The organism is Pseudoduganella lurida (assembly GCF_007830455.1).
Taxonomy (GTDB): domain Bacteria; phylum Pseudomonadota; class Gammaproteobacteria; order Burkholderiales; family Burkholderiaceae_D; genus Rugamonas; species Rugamonas lurida.
In genome coordinates this window covers 179925-194739 of the sequence record NZ_VLLB01000003.1, presented here as the reverse complement: position 1 = coordinate 194739, position 14815 = coordinate 179925, and the positions used below count along the sequence as shown (strand labels likewise).

The following is a 14815-nucleotide window of genomic DNA, read 5'->3' as shown; positions in this document are numbered from 1 at the left end:
TGGATGTCCCGACCACCAGGAGACCATCATGCGCGCCGCCCGCCTCCTTGCCCTCATTGCCACCCTGCTCGGTGGCTGCACGACACCCTACCGCCCGCCGCAGTTCCTGGAGGCGGATGCAAGCTTCCCCGGCCTGATCCAGCTCGCGAACGCACAGCGCCCGGCCGATGTGCTGCTGGTGCACGGCATCTGCACGCACGATAGCGACTGGGCAGAGGACACCGTCGGCGTGCTCGCCGGGCACCTTGCCGCCAACGTCAAACCCTTTCCGACGCGGACGCGCCGCGCCACGGACATCCAGATCATCCCGCACGACGTGATTACGCCGCGCGGCACGCTGCGTTTCCAGTCGCTGATCTGGTCACCGCTCACCACACCGCTGAAACAGCAGCTCTGTTACGACCAGACCGACAAGTCGCCCATCTGCACGGGTGCGCCGCCCTTCCCCTACACGCGTCCCAGGCTGAACGCGCGCCTGAAGGACAAGCTGATGGACGACTGCCTGCCCGATGCGCTGGCCTACCAGGGCGTGGCGCGCGACGAGATCCAGCGCCGGATGCAGGCGGCGATCGAGGAAGCGACGGCGGACGCGGACCCGGAAGCGCCGCTGGTGGTGGTGGCGGAAAGCCTGGGCAGCAAGATGCTGTTCGATACGCTGCTGCGGATGAGCGAAGAGAGCCCGACGAGCCGCGCGGCCGTCATCGCGGAGCGGGAGATCGGCCGGATGGCGTTACTGGTGATGGCAGCGAACCAGATTCCGCTGCTGCACATGGCGGACCAGCCGTTGCCGGGGGCTCCCGGCGCGACGGCGCGGGCAATGGCGCCGGACAGCCTGCAACGGCTGCTGCAGAAGCGCAGCACGCCGGGCGCCAGCCGCCGCGCACCGCGCCCACTGACCTTGGTGGCGTTCAGCGATCCGGGCGACCTGCTGACCTACACGCTGCTGCCGGAACGTTATCGCGCGCAGGGGGTGGCGGTGTACAACGTGCTGGTGTCGAATGCGCCCACGTACTTCGGCTGGCTGGAGAACCCGCTGCCGGCGCACTTGGATTACCTGGCGAATCCGGAGGTGGGGGCGTTGATCGGCTGCGGCTGGCCGCGGAGCGGGTTGTGCAAATGACCCTCGGTGACTGGCCTCTTTGCCGGCCTCAGTTACCGGCGCTCAGTTACCCGCGCTCAGTTACCGGCGCTCAGTTACCCGCGATGACCATCTTCTCGATGAGGATGGAGCCGGTCTGCTTGGTCCCGCGGATCAGCACATCGTTGCCGATGCCGACGATGTCGCGCAGCATGTCCTTCATGTTGCCGGCGATGGTGATCTCCTCGACCGGGTACTGGATGATGCCGTTCTCGACCCAGAAGCCGGAGGCGCCGCGCGAGTAGTCGCCCGTCACGTAGTTGGTGCCCTGGCCCATCAGTTCCGTCACCAGCAGGCCCGTGCCCAGCTTCTTCAGCATGCCGGCGAAGTCGTCTTCCGCCTTCGTCAGCGTGGACGTCATCGACAGGTTGTGCGAGCCGCCGGCGTTGCCCGTGGTCTGCATGCCCAGCTTGCGCGCCGAGTACGACGACAGGAAATAGCCCTGCAGGATGCCGTCCTTCACGACATCGCGGTACTGCGTGCGCACGCCCTCTTCATCGAACGGTGCGGAACCGACGGCGCCGATCACGTGCGGGTCTTCCGTCACCTGCACGTGTTCCGGCAGCACCTGCTTGCCCAGCGTATCGAGCAGGAACGTGGACTTGCGGTACAAGGCACCGCCGGACGTGGCCTGCACCAGGGCGCCCAGCAGGCCGGCGGCCAGCGGTGCCTCGAACAGCACGGGGCAGGTGCGCGTCGTCATCTGCCGTGCGTGCAGGCGGGCCAGCGCGCGTTCGGCGGCGTAGCGGCCCACCGCTTCCGGTGTGGCCAGCTTGGCCGGATCGCGCACCGAGGAATACCAGTCGTCGCGCTGCATGTGCGCGCCCTTGCCGGCGATCGGCGTGGCGGAAATCGTGTGGCGCGAGTACGGATAGCCGCCCATGAAGCCGCGCGAGTTGGCCGACACGAAGTGCGACTGCTGCACGTGCACGCCGGCGCCTTCGCTGTTGGTGATGCGCGGATCGACCTGGAACGAGGCCGCTTCGGCGCGCTGCGCCAGTGCGACCGCTTCCTCGGTGGTGATGTTCCATGGGTAGAACAGCTGCAGGTCGCGCGGTGCGCGTTCCAGCAGCTCTTCATCGGCCAGGCCGGCCGCATCGTCATCGGCCGTGAAGCGCGCGATGTTGTAGGCCGCTTCCACCGTGGCGCGCAGCGAGGCGCTGGAGAAGTCGGAGGTCGATGCGTTGCCGCGCTTCTTGCCGACGAAAACGGTGACGCCGATGCCCTTGTCCTTGTTCTGTTCGATCGTTTCGATCTTGCTCTTGCGCACCGACACCGACAGGCCGCTACCTTCGCTGATCTCGACGGCGGCATCCGTGCCGCCCTGCTCGCGCGCAAACGTCAGTACGTCCTGCGCCAGCTGCTTCAACTGGTCCTGGCTGTGGGTGAAATGCGTATCGCTCATGGGGTGTTTTGGGGGGCTAGGCATTAAAACAGTTATCATAGCAGCCGTTCACCGATTTTACAGGCGCGCCTCTCAGGCGCGTTTTTCATCATGCCAAATGCAAACCGCGGGGCCGTCGGCTTCGATTCCTCCGAATTCCAGGAAAAATACGACCGCCCCTCCAAGACGGAACTCAAGCGCCAGTCCGATGCGCTGCAGGCGCTGGGCCTGGAACTGGTCGAGCAGCCGCGCGACCGCGTGAAGCGCGTGCCGATGCCGGAAGACGTGCGCGACGCCATCCTGGAATGCCAGAACATCAAGAACCACGAAGGCCGCCGCCGCCAGCTGCAGTACGTGGGCAAGAAGATGCGCACGCTGTCGGAAGAGGAAGTGGCCGAGATCCAGCGCACCATCGAGGGCTGGAAAGGTGCCTCGAAGGCCGATACGGCCGCGCTGCACGCGCTGGAACGCCGCCGCGACAAGCTGCTGGCCGACGACCAGGCGCTGACCAACCTGCTGGCCGAGCACGCGGAACTGGATGCCCAGCACCTGCGCACGCTCATCCGCAACGCCCGCAAGGAGCAGGCCGAGAACAAGCCGCCGAAGGCCTACCGCGAGATCTTCCAGATCCTGAAGGACCTGGATGCCAAGGCCCGTGCCGCCGCCAAGAAGGCCGCGGGCGAAGACGACGAAGGTGAAGACGATGACGACGCCGACGAGCGCGATGAGTAAGCAGCCGACGGCGGAGCTGGTCATCGGCCTGGTGTCGGTCTCCGACCGCGCCAGCGGCGGCGTGTACCAGGACCAGGGCATCCCCGCGCTGCAGGAATGGCTGGCCAGCGCCATCAGCACGCCGTTCCGCGTCGAGACGCGCCTGATCCCCGACGACCGCGCCACCATCGAAGCCACGTTGGTGGAACTGGTCGACACGGCGAAGTGCCACCTGGTGCTGACCACCGGCGGCACGGGCCCGGCGCGGCGCGATGTCACGCCGGAGGCCACGCTGGCCATCGGCACGAAGGAAATGCCCGGCTTCGGTGAACAGATGCGGCAGATCAGCCTGCACTTCGTGCCGACGGCGATCCTGTCGCGGCAGGTGGCGGTCATTCGCGAGACGCCCGATCACGCAGCGCTGGTCATGAACCTGCCCGGCCAGCCGAAGTCGATCCGCGAAACGCTCGAAGGCCTGAAGGATGAAGCGGGCCACCAGGTCGCCGCCGGCATCTTCGCCGCCGTCCCCTACTGCATCGACCTGATCGGCGGCCCCTACATCGAGACCGATGCCGCCGTCAGCAAGACGTTCCGGCCCAAGTCCGCATTAAAGAACCAGGCTTCGGCCACCCCTCTTCAATAGGCACTGCATGAGCGACGTTCTCCCCAACATTGAAGTTACCACCGGCGACAACCCGCAATACGCGGTCATCTGGATGCACGGCCTGGGTGCGGACGGCAACGACTTCGCGCCGTTCGTGAAGGAACTGGACCTGGCCGGCCTGCCCGCCATCCGCTTCATCTTCCCGCACGCGAACACGATGCCGATCTCGATCAACGGCGGCTACGTGATGCGCGCCTGGTACGACATCAGGCACACGGACCTGGGACGCCAGGAAGACGAAGGCGGCCTGCGCGCCTCGCAGGTGCTGGTGGAAGCGCTGATCGCGCGCGAGAAGGCGCGCGGCATTCGGGCCGAACGCATCATCCTGGGCGGCTTCTCGCAGGGCTGCGCGATGACCTTGCAGGCGGGCCTGCGCCATCCCGAGAAGCTGGCCGGATTGCTGTGCCTTTCGGGCTACGTGCCGATGGCCGACAAGGTCGCGGCGGAACGTGCCGAAGCCAGCCTGGCCACGCCGATCTTCATGGTGCACGGGCGGATGGATCCGATCATTCCCGTCGCGCGCGCCGTCGCATCGCGCGACCTGCTGCTGCAGCTGGGCTACCGGATCGAGTGGCATGACTATCCGATGCAGCACTCGCTGTGCCCGGAAGAGGTGGATCACATTTCGGCCTGGTTCCGCAAGGTCGTCCGCTAACATCGGCGACAACATCGGGGACAGGCACCTATTTTCGAGAAACACTCGTGTTGCTCGAAAATAGGTGCCTGTCCCCTTTCTCCTCTTTCTATTCGGGCAGCGGGGCGGCCGTCGACGGCGGCACCGCCGACTGCGCGGCATTCATCACCATCGCCAGGAACGTGTAGTAGCCGTTCAATCCCATCAGGTCCGTCACGCCCTGCTCGCCGAAGGCCGCGAGCGCGGCGGCGTATGTGGCATCCGTTACGCGCTGGTAGCGGTGCAGCTCCACGCAGAAGTCGTACACCGCCCCCTCCTCCACCGACAGGCCCTGCGGCACGAGCCGGTGAGCGATCGCGTCGATCACGGCGGGCGGGATGCCCGCCTCCACGGCCACGGGCGCATGGATCGCCCATTCCACCGGCTGGTTCCAGTGCCGCGCCGTGACGAGGATCGCCAGCTCGGAGAGCCGCGGACCCAGCGCGCTGCGGTAGCGCAGGTACTCGCCCATGCGCTGCGCGCACGCCATCAGCTCGGGGCTGCGCAGCAGCGGCACGAACGGGCCGTACAGCGCGCCACGGGGACCGTCGATGACGGCCTGCGCGGCATCCTGTTGTGCCGGCGTCATCTGTTCCGGCGGGATCGGTGGAAGGCGATCTGTCATGGAGGAAATATTCGCATAGGGCAAGAAAAAAATCAAAAACGCTTTGTAACCGGCAGGCTACTGTCGTCCCGTCGATCACCAGCGAGGACGCGATGACCCACCTGATCCACCGGAATCTCCGCCACACGCCGCCGGTCGCCGTGTCCGCGTTCGGCATGTATATGCGCGACAGCGCCGGCAAGACCTACCTGGACGCCAGCGGCGGCGCGGCCGTCTCGTCGCTGGGCCACAGCCATCCGGACGTGCTGGCCGCCATGCAGGCGCAGATGAAAAGCGCGTCGTACGCGCACTCCGGCTTCTTCACCACGGACGTGGCTGAGGAACTGGCGCACCGCCTGGCCACCGATGCGCCGGGCGACCTGAATCACGTGTATCTCGTCTCCGGCGGCTCGGAGGCGATCGAGGCGGCCCTGAAGCTGGCGCGCCAGTACTTCGTCGAGGGCGGCGAACCGCAGCGGCGCGTGTTCATCGCGCGGCGGCAGAGCTACCACGGCAATACGCTGGGCGCCCTGGCGCTGGGCGGCAACGAGGCGCGGCGCCGCCAGTTCGAGCTGCTGCTGATGGATGTGGCGCGCGTGGCGCCCTGCTACGAATACCGCGACCGGCCCGCCGGCCAGGATCTGCAGGACTACACGGCCGGGCTGCTCGCGGAACTGGAAGAACGTATCATCGAAGCGGGACCGCAGAACGTGATCGGCTTCTGCGCCGAACCGGTGGTGGGCGCCACGCTGGGCGCGGTGCCGGCCACGCCGGGCTACTTCAAGGGCGTGCGGGCGCTGTGCGACCGGTACGGCATCCTGTTCATCGCGGACGAAGTCATGTGCGGCATGGGCCGCACCGGCACGCTGTACGCAATCGAGCAGGATGGCGTGGTGCCGGACCTGGTCGCCCTCGGCAAGGGCCTGGCTGCCGGCTACCAGCCGGTGGGCGCCGTGCTGGCGCGCGACCACGTGGTGGAGCGCGTGCGCAACGGCAGCGGCGTGTTCCAGCATGGGCACACGTACAACGCGCATCCGGTGGCCGCGGCGGCCGCGCTGGCGGTACAGAAGGTCATCCGGCGCGACTGCCTGCTGGGTGCCGTCACGGTGCGCGGCGCCACGTTCCGGCGCATGCTGCGCGATGCGTTCGGCGCGCATCGCAACGTGGGCGACATCCGCGGCCGCGGCCTGTTCGTGGGGCTGGAACTGGTGCAGGACCGCGACACGAAGCGGCCGTTCGATCCCGACCTGAAGCTGCACGCGGCCGTGAAGGAACAGGCGATGGCCTGCGGGTTGATGGTGTATCCAATGGGCGGCACGATCGATGGCCGGCGCGGCGACCATATCCTGCTGGCGCCGCCGTTCATCGCGACGGAGGCGGATCTGGCGGAAGTGGTGACCAGGCTGTCGGATGCGGTGGCAAGGGCGCTGGTGGCGGTGAGGCCTTGAGGGTGGGCCCGCGCCGCGTGCGCATCGGGGTCTGGCCCTGAGCGCACGCGGCGGGGGGCGCGGTTGCTGACGTCACCGCGGGGCTGACCCCAGCCTTCCAGCGGCCCCGCTGGGGCGCATGCAAACAGCTGGGGGTCAGGCCCGCGGTCGAGTCAACGGCCATGATCACATTCCCGGGCGCCCGGGGGCCAGACCCCGGTGCACGGCAGCCGCGGGATTCGCTTCTTAAAACTCCTGGAACCCGATCACATCCTGCTGCTGCTCGCCCAGGCCGGCGATGCCGAGCCGCAGCACGTCGCCCTTCTTCAGGAAGCGCTTGCGGGCCATGCCCACGCCCGGCGGCGTGCCGGTGGCGATGATGTCGCCCGGCTCCAGCGTCATGAACTGCGACAGGTAGGCCACGATCTGCGGCACCTTGAAGATCATCGTCGACGTGCTGCCGGTCTGCATGCGCTTGTCGTTCAGTTCCAGGTACAGATCGAGGTCGTTCACGTCCCACACTTCGTCGCGCGTGACGAGCCAGGGGCCGACGGGGCCGAACGTGTCGCAGCCCTTGCCCTTGTCCCACTGGCCGCCGCGTTCGAGCTGGTACTCGCGTTCCGAGACATCGTTCACCACGCAGTAGCCGGCGATGTACTTTTCCGCATCCGCCTCCGACACGTGGCGCGCGCGCGTGCCGATGACGACGCCCAATTCCACTTCCCAGTCGGTCTTCTTCGAACCCTTCGGCAGCATCACGGGATCGTCCGGGCCGGACAGGCTGGTGATCGCCTTCATGAACACGATCGGCTCCTTCGGGATCGGCATGCCCGATTCGGCGGCGTGGTCGGCATAGTTCAAACCGATGCCGATGAACTTGCCCACCTTCGCCACCGGCACGCCGAAGCGCGGGTTGCCGCGCACCAGCGGCAGCGTGTCGTGAGGGATCTTCGCGATCTTCTTCAGGACCTTGTCGGACAGGTTGGCGCCGGCGAAATCGCCGATCACGCCGGACAGGTCGCGCAGGCGCCCCTCTTCATCGATCAGGCCCGGTTTCTCTTTGCCGATGCGGCCATAGCGTACTAACTTCATGTTTTCTTTCCCCTGCTTCGATGCGACGGCTGCCGCAACGCTGCGCGGCACCCGGTCAAAGCGGAGATTCTACAGCGTTCCGCCCCGGCGCCCTGCGGCGACGCAGGACGAACCACGCAACGCCGGGCAATTGCAGCAGCACCAGCATGAAGAATCCGGCCTGGTAGGCCACTGCCGGATAGCGTCCCTGCAGGTCCGGCTGCCACAGGCCGACGATGTGGCCGAAGCCCGCCTGCACGAGGAAGGCGCCGGTGAAGATCAGCAGATTCAGGCAGGTGGAAGCGCGCCCCGTCAGCGCTGGCGGCATGGCCTGCGCGATGATCGTGTACTCGATGCCCGTGATGGTGCCCACCAGCGTGAACAGCACCGACAGCATCGGCAGGCTGGGACGCCAGCCGAACACGCAGCCGCACTGCACGATGATGAACAGCGCCACGCCCACGCCGGCCACGGTGATCGCATCGGCGCCTCTCTTCGCGGCCCATTCCGTGACCATGCCGACGGCCACCGCGCCCAGCACCACGGCCGCCATGCCCAGGTACAGCAGCCAGGCCACGCTGCCCTCCGGCAGGCGGCCCACGTCCGTCAGCCAGCGGCCCACCCACAGGCCCTGCATGCCGAAGAACACCGTGTGCGGGATCAGCACCAGCGTGGCCGTGTCGCGGAAGGTGCGATGCCGGAACACCTCCGCCAGCACGGCCAGCCGGAACGGCTTGCGCGGCGTAGCCGGCGGCGTGGGTGCCGCCACGAAGATCAGCGCGCCCGCAACCACGCAGGCCACGGCCAGCGCCACGAACAGCCAGCGCCAGTCGGCATATTGCAGGAACAGCCGCACCGGCAAGGTCGATGACGCGGCACCCAGGCCGCCGGCCGCGATCAGGTAACCCTGCACGGACGGCAGCCGCGCCGGCGACACCCAGGTCGACACGGCCTTCACTGCGCCCATGAAGCAGCCGGCCAGGCCCAGGCCCATCAGCGCGCGGGCGCACAGCATCTCCGTGAAGCCGCTGCTGATCGCGAAGCCGAAGGTGCCCAGCGCCGCCAGCAGCAGCATGGGCAGCTGCACCAGGCGCGGACCGTAGCGGTCCAGGGCCATCCCCACCGGCAGCTGGGCACAGGCGAACGCCAGGAAGTAGGCGCTGGTGAGCAGCCCCAGGTCGCCGGGCGTGAGCGCCGCAGCCGCCATCAGCTGCGGCGCCAGCACCGCGTTCACCGTGCGCAGCAGGCAGGACAGGTAGTGGCCCAGCGCGAACGGCACGAACACGAGGCACAGCACGGCCGCCCCGGACAGGCTGCCGGGCACGCACCGGCGGCCGATCCACGCCGTGGAGGACGAGACTGCGGCCGAACCTGCGGATGCAACGGCGCACGAAACCGCGGCCGGCTCCTCGGCCGGTGCGGGCGGCGCGGCGTCCTCCGCTGCCGGTTCCGGTTCCTGCCGCACCACGCGCGCCGCCTGCGCCTGCCGGGAGCTGCCCATGCCGTCACGCGGCGCTGCTGGTGCAGGAGCGCGCGCTGGCGATCGGGATCACCTTGCGCGGTGCGTCCTCATGCGGCGCACTGTCCGTCTCGAAGAAGAACCTGTCCTTGCCGAAGGCGGGCTTCAGGTGATCGAGCCAGGTGGCTTCCGGGTCGTACTTGGCGAAGAACGGCTTGCGCACCCAGTCCGGATTGCGGGCCTGCAGGAACTGCAGCGCGAACAGCTTCTCGCCGTTGATCGTCACCACGCCGTCGATCGCCACCTTGCCGGGGAAGGCGCTCATCGACGGGCCGCGCACCGTGCGCGCCAGGCCGGAGACCATCTGGTAGGCCTGCTGGAAGATCTCGTGCGCGCGCGCCAGCGGCAGCTGGAAATACTCGCGCGGGCCCGTGTCGCGCTCGACGAACATGTAGTAGGGAATGGCGCCGAGCCGCACGCCGGTGCGCCACAGCTCGGCCCAGCTGTGCGGATCCTCGTTGATGTGGCGGATCAGCGGGCCCTGCATGCGCAGGGTGGCGCCGGTGCCGACGATGCGCTTGACGGCCTGCTGCGCGATGTCCTGGCGCAGTTCCACCGCGTGGTTGTAGTGGCCCATGATGGCCATGTTCCTGCCGCTCTTGACGACCCTCTCGAACAGGCGCAGCAGGTCGTCGGCATCCTTGTCCGTCACGTAGCGCTGCGGCCAGTACGCCACCGATTTCGTGCCGATGCGGATGTTCTGGATGTGCGCCAGCTCCGGTGCCAGCAGCGGCTCGATGAATTCGGCCAGCGAACGCGTGTTCATGATCATCGGATCGCCGCCGGTGATCAGCACGTCCGTCACGTCGCGGTGGGTCTTCAGGTAGTCGACCAGTTCATGCGTTTCCTTCGCATCGAACTTCATGTCGTCCATGCCCACGAACTGCGGCCAGCGGAAGCAGAACGTGCAGTAGGCGTGGCAGGTCTGGCCCGCGCTGGGGAAGAACAGCACCGTCTCCTTGTACTTGTGCTGCAGGCCGCGCAGCGGCTGGTCGTTCACGCGGGGCACGTTGTGCGTCATCTGCCCGGCCGGGTGCGGGTTCATGCGCATGCGGATCTGGTGGACCAGCGCGGCGATGGCAGGATTGACGGACTGCGCGTCCCTGTTCACCAGCACGAGGTCGCGCAGCGCGCGGTATTCCTCGGCCGGCAGCATGTCCTGGTGCGGGAAGACCAGGCGGTAGATCGGATCGTCCGGCACGTTGGTCCAGTCGATCAACTGGTCCAGCACGTATTCGTTGGTGCGGAACGGCAGCACGTGCGAGACGACCTGCACGGCTTCCTGCAGCTCCTCGGGCAGCAGCCCCCATTGCGGGGCCTGCCGGATGCTCTGGCGCGTGTACGGCTTGAATTTGCGAACGTCCTGGGGGCGGGCTAAGGCATCGGGGCTGGCGTTCTGGTCGGACATGGCGGACTCCTGACGGGAAGGGAACACCCATGCTAGGGGGCGCCGCACCATTGTCATTGCCAGAACTCAATATCCCTACGGAAACAAAGCCACTCGGCAATACGGCATTTGCGCCGGATCAATTGCCGGCAGGCAGCATCAGCGCAGAATTACTCGTCGGAATCACCCTCGCCATCACTCATCTCCCTCCACGAAAGGAAGCATCATGAAACGACTGCTGACCGCCGCCCTGGCCTCCCTCGCGATGGCAAGCGCCTTCGCCGTGACCGAACCGACCGAGAAGGATGCGATCGCGATGGCCGAACGGGGCGCCGCCTTCCTGAAGGCGCATGGCAAGGACGCGCTGTACAAGAAGCTGGCCGAGAAGGATGCCGCGTTCGTGCAGGGCGAGCTGTACGTGGACGTCCGCGACATCAACACGGGCATCGTGCTGGCCCATCCCATCAATCCCTCCATCGTCGGCAAGAACCTGACGGACGTGCCCGACGCCAGCGGCAAGGTGTACCGCCGCGAGATCATCCAGCTGGCTGCCGCCAAGGGCAAGGGCTGGGTCGACTACATGTACAAGAACCCGGTAAGCGGCAAGATCGAGCCGAAGACGACCTACATCCTGCGCGTCGACGATGTCGTGCTGGAAGCGGGCATCTACAAAAAATAAAACCGAATCATCGCCGCCGCGGGAGTCGTCATGCTCAACAAACTACGTATCGGTCCCAAACTGCTGCTGGCGCCTGGCGTCGTGCTGATCCTGCTGGTGGCCATCACGGCCTGCGCATGGGTGGGCATGGTGAAGCAGAACGCCTCGCTGGAAAACCTGGTGGAGGTGCGCGCCGCGCGCCTGAAATCGACCGCCGACATCGCCGGCGATGCGCGCTTCGCCCATGCCAACATCTACCAGCTGCTGGCCTGGATCAACGGCAGCTTCGCGAAGAACCGGCTGGAGGCGCTGACCACGAAGATCCACGAGCGCCACCAGGCCATCGACCTGCAGCTGGTGCGGCTGGCGCGCGTCGCGGATCCGGCCGAGCGCACGCTCGTCGAGGAGTCCAGCCGTGCCCTCGCCGCCTACCGCAAGGGCGTGCTCGAGACGATCGAGATGGCGCAGATGGACCAGTCGATCGCCACGAACTCGATGCAGAAGGCCGAGGCGCAGTTCGGCCAGCTCGATGCGGCGCTGGTGCGGCTGGCCGCGCTGGAGAAGTCGCTGTCGGCCGCCGCGCATGCCGAGGCGAAGGCCGAGTTCCAGCAGCTGGGCGTGACGATGGCGGTGCTGTGCGTGCTGTCGGTGGCGCTGTCGCTGCTGGTGTCGATGCTGGTGCGCGCGGCGCTGCTGCGCGACATCCGCTCGATCGCCGACGTGGTGCGCAGCCTGGCCGCGGGCCGCCTCACGCTGCAGAAACCCAATCACGGCAAGGACGAAATCGCCGAGACGGCGCGCGTGCTGGACCACAGCATCGCCAACCTGAACCAGACCCTGCGCACGATCCGCGGCGCCGTGCAGTCGATCGACACGGCCTCGCATGAAATCGCGGTCGGCAACCTGGACCTGTCCAGCCGCACCGAGCGCCAGGCCGGCTCGCTGGAGGAAACGGCCAGCGCGATGGCCAGCCTGACGACGGCCGTGCGGCAGAATGCGGAGAACGCGCGGGAAGCCTGCCGCCTGGCCGCCACCGCGACGACGATGGCGCAGAAAGGCGGTGCCGCCGTGGCCCAGGCCGTGGTCACGATGGACTCGATCCGCGCCAGCTCGCGCAAGATCGTGGAGATCATCGGCGTGATCGACAGCATCTCGTTCCAGACCAATATCCTGGCGCTGAACGCCGCCGTGGAAGCGGCCCGCGCCGGCGAACAGGGACGCGGCTTCGCGGTCGTGGCCAGCGAGGTGCGCACGCTGGCGCAGCGCTCGGCCGCGGCGGCCAGGGAGATCAAGGAGCTGATCGCCGAATCCGTGGTGACGATCGACACGGGCGCAGCCTCCGTCAGCCAGGCCGGCAGCAGCATGGGCGACATCGTCTCGTCGGTGCAGCAGGTGAACCACATCATCGACCGTATCAGCGCGGCCAGCGCCGAGCAGGCGCAGGGCATCTCGGAAGTGAACGTGGCGGTCGGCCAGATCGACGACGTGACGCAGCAGAACGCGGCGCTGGTGGAACAGGCCGCGGCGGCGGCGGAAAGCCTGCAGGAGCAGGCCGTGAGCCTGTCGCATGCGGTGTCCGTGTTCGAGCTGGATGCGGCGGTGGACAGCCCGGCACCGGCCGCGCCTCCGCCTGGCGGGCCGGCGGAGGACGACGGCATCGTGGCCGTGGAACGGCGCGACCGCAACAGCCCGATGCGGGGACTGCGTCTGCAGCAGCCGGCGCCGGGCGGCACGAAGGGGCGGCGCAACAGCGCGTGAGGGAGAGGTGCCGCAGCGATCGGTTCTGTGGTGACCGATCCGGCGGCGATCCATCCTGCAGCAATCCATCCTGCAGCGAGCGGGCTGCCGCTGTCGATACCGCCTATCGGCCGGCAGCCCCCGCCGGCCGGAACGGCTTGCTGAGGAACGGCGAGCCGGCCACGCCGAAGCGCCACGGCACCTCCATCGCCTTCGAGATGCCGATGCGCGGCCCTTCCGCGACGAGGATGCCGGCAGCGCGCGGCAGCAGCTCGAACGGCGGCGCGTCCAGCGGCATGCCGTTGTGCGCGTGCGTGATGCCCAGCGCCTGGCACACGCGGCCCGGGCCGGAACACAGCAGTTTCAGCTGGTCGAGCTTGCGGCGCTCGCGCATCCGCTCCAGGCCCGCCGTGGGCTCGATCGCGCGGATCAGCACTCCGGCACCGTGGCCCTCTTCGCGGCAGACGAAATTCAGGCACCAGTGGATGCCATAGGAACGGTACACATAGGCATGGCCGGGCGGGCCGAACATGGACAGGTTGCGCGGCGTGGGGCCGTTGAAGGTATGGGAAGCCGGATCTTCGCGGTCATACGCTTCCGTTTCGACGATGCGGCCCCCTACCCCGTCCACCAGTACCGTCACGCCCACCAGGAGGCGCGCCACCTCGTGCGACGGCGCGCTGAAATCGATACCTGCAAGAATAGTCATGGCCCGATTGTAGCGAAGGCGGCCGCCGACACGCGCCGGGCTGGCTTGTCCTGGTGCCTGGCACCGTGCCACATGTCCTGGTGCCAGGCACCAGGACACGGTCGCGCCATGACAATCCGTCATCGAACGGTCGTGCTAACGTTAAACATAAACAAACTTTCGCGGCGAAAGGGGCACAAATCGGCGCTTTTTTCGGCCCGGCCATTCTCTTGCCGTACCGAAACAGTCCATAATGGCAGGTCCGCCGCCCCACCACCACCACGATCATGAGCACAGTAGCCCCCGCCAAGGAATCCTCCGTCGAAGACGCCCTGCTGCGTTCGATCCGCATTCCGCCGCGGCCCAGCCTGCTGCTCGACCTGCAGCAGGAGCTGCGCGAGGAAGATCCGTCGCCGCGCCGCATCGCCCAGATCATCGGCAATGACGTGGGCATGTCCGGCGCGCTGCTGAAACTGGCGAACTCGCCGTTCTTCGGTGCCGTGCGCAAGGCCAAGTCGGTGGAACAGGCCATCAATTTCCTCGGCATCAACCAGTGCGCGGCCCTGCTGACGGGCCTGCTGGCGCGCCAGGCGGTCGGCAACGACGGCTCGCTGAACCAGTTCTGGGATGCGTCCGCCCGCCGCGCGCAGGCGCTCGTCTTCATCGCCCGCCGCCTGCGCATCGCCCCGCCGGACATCGCCCATACCTTCGGCCTGTTCTGCGATATCGGCATCCCGCTGCTGATGGACCGGTTCGACGATTACCGCGACACGATGGCGGCCGCCGAAGCAGACGAGGCGCGCGGCTTCACTGCCGTCGAGGATGAGCGCCACAGCACCAACCACGCGGCCATCGGCTGCCTGCTGGCCCGTAACTGGGGTCTGTCGCCGGACGTCTCTTGGGCGATCCTGCACCACCACGACTACGATGTGCTGGACGATCCGGCCACCGACGATGCGATCCGTTCGCTGGTGGCGGCGTCCGTGCTGGCCGAACGGGGCATTGCGCGCTACCATGGCAACCGCGAATCCCTCGAGTGGCACAAGGGCGGCGAGCCGGCCTGCCGCCACCTGGGCCTGGATGCCGACGAGGCCGAGGACCTGCTCGAGGAATTGCACGACACCTTCCACATCGACCACTGATGTCCTCCCGGG

Annotated in this window: 14 protein-coding genes; 8 read left to right on the top strand and 6 right to left on the bottom strand. The window is 67.5% G+C overall.

Annotation, left to right across the window (positions count from 1 at the left end):
- Window positions 1–28 precede the first annotated feature (28 nt).
- The gene (locus tag IP91_RS10330; protein WP_145648894.1) at window positions 29–1120 is read left to right on the top strand and encodes a hypothetical protein; all 1092 of its coding nucleotides are present in this window, start codon (window positions 29–31) and stop codon (window positions 1118–1120) included.
- Window positions 1121–1190: 70 nt separating this feature from the next.
- On the opposite strand, the gene pmbA is transcribed toward IP91_RS10330, so the two are convergent.
- Window positions 1191–2543 carry a metalloprotease PmbA gene (gene pmbA, locus IP91_RS10325; RefSeq protein WP_145648893.1) on the bottom strand — a complete coding sequence of 451 codons (1353 nt, stop codon included), beginning with the start codon at window positions 2541–2543 and terminating at the stop codon, window positions 1191–1193.
- A gap of 90 nt (window positions 2544–2633) precedes the next feature.
- Between pmbA and yjgA the strand changes: the two genes are divergently transcribed.
- From yjgA to IP91_RS10310, 3 genes are read left to right on the top strand one after another with little or no spacing between them, the layout of a single operon-like run.
- Window positions 2634–3254: a ribosome biogenesis factor YjgA gene (gene yjgA, locus IP91_RS10320; RefSeq protein WP_145648892.1), complete on the top strand. Its 621-nt coding sequence runs from the start codon at window positions 2634–2636 to the stop codon at window positions 3252–3254.
- Window positions 3247–3876 (top strand): molybdopterin adenylyltransferase, encoded by a 630-nt coding sequence (mog, locus tag IP91_RS10315; RefSeq protein WP_229474241.1) that lies wholly within the window; start codon window positions 3247–3249, stop codon window positions 3874–3876. Before yjgA ends, mog begins: the two co-directional genes overlap by 8 nt.
- A gap of 7 nt (window positions 3877–3883) precedes the next feature.
- Window positions 3884–4552: an alpha/beta hydrolase gene (locus tag IP91_RS10310; protein ID WP_145648890.1), complete on the top strand. Its 669-nt coding sequence runs from the start codon at window positions 3884–3886 to the stop codon at window positions 4550–4552.
- Between the two features lie 88 nt (window positions 4553–4640).
- Here IP91_RS10310 and IP91_RS10305 read toward each other — a convergent pair whose 3' ends face one another.
- The gene (locus IP91_RS10305) at window positions 4641–5195 is read right to left on the bottom strand and encodes a carboxymuconolactone decarboxylase family protein (RefSeq protein ID WP_145648889.1); all 555 of its coding nucleotides are present in this window, start codon (window positions 5193–5195) and stop codon (window positions 4641–4643) included.
- A gap of 92 nt (window positions 5196–5287) precedes the next feature.
- On the opposite strand from IP91_RS10305, the gene IP91_RS10300 reads away from it, so the two are divergent.
- Window positions 5288–6622: an aspartate aminotransferase family protein gene (locus IP91_RS10300; RefSeq protein ID WP_145648888.1), complete on the top strand. Its 1335-nt coding sequence runs from the start codon at window positions 5288–5290 to the stop codon at window positions 6620–6622.
- A gap of 225 nt (window positions 6623–6847) precedes the next feature.
- Here the strand turns inward: IP91_RS10300 and IP91_RS10295 are convergent, their stop codons facing one another.
- Genes IP91_RS10295 through IP91_RS10285 form a run of 3 tightly spaced genes read right to left on the bottom strand, consistent with a single transcriptional unit; the run spans window position 6848 to window position 10599 of the window.
- Window positions 6848–7693, bottom strand: coding sequence for a fumarylacetoacetate hydrolase family protein (locus IP91_RS10295; RefSeq protein WP_145648887.1), 846 nt, complete (start codon window positions 7691–7693; stop codon window positions 6848–6850).
- Between the two features lie 55 nt (window positions 7694–7748).
- Window positions 7749–9173, bottom strand: a complete 1425-nt coding sequence (locus tag IP91_RS10290) for an MFS transporter (protein ID WP_145648886.1) — start codon at window positions 9171–9173, stop codon at window positions 7749–7751.
- A gap of 4 nt (window positions 9174–9177) precedes the next feature.
- Window positions 9178–10599: a KamA family radical SAM protein gene (locus IP91_RS10285; RefSeq protein WP_145648885.1), complete on the bottom strand. Its 1422-nt coding sequence runs from the start codon at window positions 10597–10599 to the stop codon at window positions 9178–9180.
- Window positions 10600–10804: 205 nt separating this feature from the next.
- On the opposite strand from IP91_RS10285, the gene IP91_RS10280 reads away from it, so the two are divergent.
- Window positions 10805–11257, top strand: coding sequence for a cache domain-containing protein (locus tag IP91_RS10280; protein WP_145648884.1), 453 nt, complete (start codon window positions 10805–10807; stop codon window positions 11255–11257).
- 30 nt (window positions 11258–11287) lie between these two features.
- Window positions 11288–12994, top strand: a complete 1707-nt coding sequence (locus IP91_RS10275) for a methyl-accepting chemotaxis protein (RefSeq protein ID WP_145648883.1) — start codon at window positions 11288–11290, stop codon at window positions 12992–12994.
- Between the two features lie 103 nt (window positions 12995–13097).
- Here IP91_RS10275 and IP91_RS10270 read toward each other — a convergent pair whose 3' ends face one another.
- Window positions 13098–13682, bottom strand: coding sequence for a DNA-3-methyladenine glycosylase (locus IP91_RS10270; RefSeq protein WP_145648882.1), 585 nt, complete (start codon window positions 13680–13682; stop codon window positions 13098–13100).
- A 266-nt stretch (window positions 13683–13948) separates the two neighbouring features.
- Between IP91_RS10270 and IP91_RS10265 the strand changes: the two genes are divergently transcribed.
- Window positions 13949–14803: an HDOD domain-containing protein gene (locus tag IP91_RS10265; RefSeq protein ID WP_145648881.1), complete on the top strand. Its 855-nt coding sequence runs from the start codon at window positions 13949–13951 to the stop codon at window positions 14801–14803.
- Window positions 14804–14815: the final 12 nt, after the last annotated feature.

What these genes read in the sequence shown, in the direction of transcription:
- IP91_RS10330 (WP_145648894.1), top strand. Translation starts at nt 29, where the DNA reads ATGCGCGCCGCCCGCCTCCTTGCCCTCATTGCCACCCTGCTCGGTGGC.
- pmbA (WP_145648893.1), bottom strand. Translation starts at nt 2,543, where the DNA reads ATGAGCGATACGCATTTCACCCACAGCCAGGACCAGTTGAAGCAGCTG.
- yjgA (WP_145648892.1), top strand. Translation starts at nt 2,634, where the DNA reads ATGCCAAATGCAAACCGCGGGGCCGTCGGCTTCGATTCCTCCGAATTC.
- mog (WP_229474241.1), top strand. Translation starts at nt 3,247, where the DNA reads ATGAGTAAGCAGCCGACGGCGGAGCTGGTCATCGGCCTGGTGTCGGTC.
- IP91_RS10310 (WP_145648890.1), top strand. Translation starts at nt 3,884, where the DNA reads ATGAGCGACGTTCTCCCCAACATTGAAGTTACCACCGGCGACAACCCG.
- IP91_RS10305 (WP_145648889.1), bottom strand. Translation starts at nt 5,195, where the DNA reads ATGACAGATCGCCTTCCACCGATCCCGCCGGAACAGATGACGCCGGCA.
- IP91_RS10300 (WP_145648888.1), top strand. Translation starts at nt 5,288, where the DNA reads ATGACCCACCTGATCCACCGGAATCTCCGCCACACGCCGCCGGTCGCC.
- IP91_RS10295 (WP_145648887.1), bottom strand. Translation starts at nt 7,693, where the DNA reads ATGAAGTTAGTACGCTATGGCCGCATCGGCAAAGAGAAACCGGGCCTG.
- IP91_RS10290 (WP_145648886.1), bottom strand. Translation starts at nt 9,173, where the DNA reads ATGGGCAGCTCCCGGCAGGCGCAGGCGGCGCGCGTGGTGCGGCAGGAA.
- IP91_RS10285 (WP_145648885.1), bottom strand. Translation starts at nt 10,599, where the DNA reads ATGTCCGACCAGAACGCCAGCCCCGATGCCTTAGCCCGCCCCCAGGAC.
- IP91_RS10280 (WP_145648884.1), top strand. Translation starts at nt 10,805, where the DNA reads ATGAAACGACTGCTGACCGCCGCCCTGGCCTCCCTCGCGATGGCAAGC.
- IP91_RS10275 (WP_145648883.1), top strand. Translation starts at nt 11,288, where the DNA reads ATGCTCAACAAACTACGTATCGGTCCCAAACTGCTGCTGGCGCCTGGC.
- IP91_RS10270 (WP_145648882.1), bottom strand. Translation starts at nt 13,682, where the DNA reads ATGACTATTCTTGCAGGTATCGATTTCAGCGCGCCGTCGCACGAGGTG.
- IP91_RS10265 (WP_145648881.1), top strand. Translation starts at nt 13,949, where the DNA reads ATGAGCACAGTAGCCCCCGCCAAGGAATCCTCCGTCGAAGACGCCCTG.